The 3,030-nt window shown below is 35.1% G+C and carries 5 protein-coding genes; all 5 read right to left on the reverse strand.

Annotation, left to right across the window (positions count from 1 at the left end; all coding sequences use genetic code 11):
* Positions 1 to 43 precede the first annotated feature (43 nt).
* Positions 44 to 337: a hypothetical protein gene (locus KO502_RS11900; RefSeq protein ID WP_216022791.1), complete on the reverse strand. Its 294-nt coding sequence runs from the start codon at positions 335 to 337 to the stop codon at positions 44 to 46.
* 146 nt (positions 338 to 483) lie between these two features.
* Complete coding sequence (locus tag KO502_RS11905; protein ID WP_216022792.1) at positions 484 to 1,131, reverse strand: hypothetical protein; 648 nt, start codon at positions 1,129 to 1,131, stop codon at positions 484 to 486.
* On the reverse strand, positions 1,132 to 1,308 hold the full coding sequence (locus KO502_RS11910) for a hypothetical protein (RefSeq protein ID WP_216022793.1): 177 nt from the start codon (positions 1,306 to 1,308) through the stop codon (positions 1,132 to 1,134).
* 544 nt (positions 1,309 to 1,852) lie between these two features.
* Positions 1,853 to 2,122, reverse strand: a complete 270-nt coding sequence (locus tag KO502_RS11915) for a hypothetical protein (protein WP_216022794.1) — start codon at positions 2,120 to 2,122, stop codon at positions 1,853 to 1,855.
* 120 nt (positions 2,123 to 2,242) lie between these two features.
* Positions 2,243 to 2,542 carry a hypothetical protein gene (locus KO502_RS11920; protein WP_216022795.1) on the reverse strand — a complete coding sequence of 100 codons (300 nt, stop codon included), beginning with the start codon at positions 2,540 to 2,542 and terminating at the stop codon, positions 2,243 to 2,245.
* Positions 2,543 to 3,030: the final 488 nt, after the last annotated feature.

The following is a 3,030-nucleotide window of genomic DNA, read 5'->3' on the forward strand; positions in this document are numbered from 1 at the left end:
CGAGGGATGATCATTGTCCGTTTGAGCAACTTGTTATAAAAAATTAGTTAAACATTGGAACTAACACTTGGTTAATTACAAAAGCTTGGAGGGCAATACTAATTATTAATATACCCATCATTTGAAACCCAGTAGCCGAGCTATCTAGCTTCTTGATAATTATGACGTAAGAGATAATTGCAATTATTAACCCTGTTAAGCCAGGAACAAAATTTGTTACTAAAATAGGGATAAAAGTTAATAGGATCACTCCTAAAATATTTACATTTAAACTTAAAACTCTAGTACCTGCAAAGACACCTGCAAATTGTAGTAACAACGAGAGACTCATAACCATTTTCTAAACTCCATGTAGTGTAAATAAAACTCTTTTTTATAACGCCCCAATAAGAGGCAAAAAATAGTTTGCTAAAATGTTTGAGGAACGAAAACAGCAAACTGTTTTTTTGTCCTGCTTGATTGGCTTGTTAGGGCTATAGGTATCTAGAGAGACTTATACCAGCTATTTTTATGGATTGGGTCAAAAAAACCGATTATACAATTAGGGTTAACTATACAGAGTTGAATATGATTTTTATCCCGAAATCCAGCACCATTATATAGCTCGTCACCTTCAGGAAACATTCCCCGAACAGAGTCAATAAATTCAGGATGGCTCTGAATTTTTCTTATATTTTGCCCTGCCATATTGGGCAAATGTAAATCTTTAGCTATTAATTCATTATTGAATTGTTGAAGTCTTTGGATAACTTGACAATCAAGTTCTCTTATAAAACTAATATCGTTGACCACGGCTCTATTTTTAGGTAAGTTCACACCTAATTTATCGCACTCAATTTTGTAAATTTCATAGGTAGATTTCACTTTTTTAAGGTGAACAGAGTCTAGAAGATCAATACAATTGCCTAGTTTAATAAATGCACCAATCACTGCAGGGCTTTTAACCCCCTTACTTTGTTTAGCCCAGTTCAAGGCTCTTTCATAACTCCCTTCCCAGAAATAAACACCATGACCTAACCAGTCATAATCATTTTCACTATTCGAAATAGAAGAGCCGTTTTTGATTACTGAATCAAAAACGGCTCTATCGCAACCATGAAATCCTACTACAACTCCAGGAGAAACATACACTTAAGCAGCGACCCTTTTAATTATTTTTCCATTTTTATTCAGTATACCTGCCCGCTTTAGAGATTTTTCAATAGACTCTTTAGATTCATATGGAAAATCTATTGATTGGTTTGATGTTAGCTTTTTGTTTTTTAATGTAGCTAATCGATCATTCAACGACTTTTGTAAATCAAACATCACATACTCCTTATAGGTATTTATGTATTATATTCTACAACATTATCCACGGAGATAAAAGTTCGATAGCCCTAACGCCACAATAAGCGGCTAATTGCAGTTGGCTAAAATAGTGAGGCACGAACGACAGCCAACTGTAATTTGTCCGTTTGATTGCCTTGTTAGTTGGTTGATAGTTAAACACATTTACCTCACCAACAACACTGAAATTTAATTGAACAAGTAAGAACTAAAAAGCACAGCACAACTTGCCACCAACCGTGAATTTGAGCCTTAACACTTTTGCTAATTGAATTCACAAACCGAGTTAGGCGAAAACTGTTTAGCAAAAAATACTAAACTACTTTTTCACGAAAAAATTAGCCACATAAAAGAACTGAAACAAATGCAGTTTATGCGAGATAACTTTCCTATTTACACAAAATTATTCTTGAACAAGTTGTGCCAACTAACGCCCCAATAAGAGGCAAAAAATAGTTTGCTAAAATGTTGAGGAACGAAAACAGCAAACTGTTTTTTGTCCTGCTTGATTGGCTTGTTATGTTTACCGTTCACCAGATTTTCTAGTTTGAAGATAATTACGCATTTCCTTGGTAGCTAATGGTAGTGCTACTAATGAATGAATTAACAATAGAGAAGTTGCTACAGACCAAGAAGGTAAAGAGAAAAAGTATATCGCAAATAGAGCTAAAGCTGTAACCACCCATGTTAAACTATTATTCCAACCATAAAAATAATATTTACTCCAAACCTCAGAAGCTTCTTCTACTGACAATCCTTCTTTAACTTTTAAATCGGTACGAGATAGATACACGTAAACTCCTTGTAAACATAACGCCTCGTTAAGAGGCAAATAATATGTTGGCTAAAATAAGCGACGCAGGAGCAAAAGCCAACTGTTATTTGTCCTGCTTTAACGACTTGTTAGTGAGTTTTACCAGTTAATCGACGCAAAGACTAAAAACACGCCAAAGTAGTTAAATATGGAAATATACCTAAACCATTTTGGCAAGTTGTCTTTTAAAAAATAGAAAGTGCTCAGAAAGATAAAAAACATACAAGGAACATCAACAAAAAAAACAGCAAACCCACGTGCCATACCAGCTCCTGCCGCATCATAACCCACGCTATAATCATCAAAAAATGATATTAAGATAAACCCCCAAGCAATCAGTTGAAAAAACAAGATAACAAAAGCTTTACGAGGTATATTTGAGCTTCCAGCAGTTTTCATATTGACTCACTAACGCCCAAATAATGGGCTAAGTAATGTTGGCTAAAATAGTGAGGAACGAACGGTAGCCAACTGTTACGTGTCCCTGTTGATTTGCTTGTTAGTTGCGTTGTTTATTGAACACACAAAACTAACAAAAACTTACCATGTTTAAGAAATGGTAGGAAGAACTAAAAGCACCGCCGCAATACACACCAAAACGTAAACTTTGAGCCTTAAAAACTAAAGCTACTTTGATAACCTAAACGTGTAAGGCGAAAACTGGGTTTAGCAAAAGGGAAGGGATAATTGAAAGGCACTTCCATTGCCAAACCAAAGATTGAAACACACGTAAAATATTAAGTTGAGCACAAAGCGCGATAATTAGATTTACCTAAATATTGCGGACAACTAACGCTTTGCTAAGCGGCAATAAAATAGCTGGCTAAAATTAGCGAGGAACGAGCAAAAAGCCAGCTGTTTTTTGTCCGTTTAAGCAACTTGTATGG

The organism is Colwellia sp. E2M01 (assembly GCF_018860585.1).
GTDB lineage: Bacteria > Pseudomonadota > Gammaproteobacteria > Enterobacterales > Alteromonadaceae > Colwellia.

Bases quoted from the DNA above. Each gene is read 5' to 3' on its own strand.
- KO502_RS11910 (WP_216022793.1), bottom strand. From the start codon at position 1,308: ATGTTTGATTTACAAAAGTCGTTGAATGATCGATTAGCTACATTAAAA.
- KO502_RS11900 (WP_216022791.1), bottom strand. From the start codon at position 337: ATGGTTATGAGTCTCTCGTTGTTACTACAATTTGCAGGTGTCTTTGCA.
- KO502_RS11920 (WP_216022795.1), bottom strand. From the start codon at position 2,542: ATGAAAACTGCTGGAAGCTCAAATATACCTCGTAAAGCTTTTGTTATC.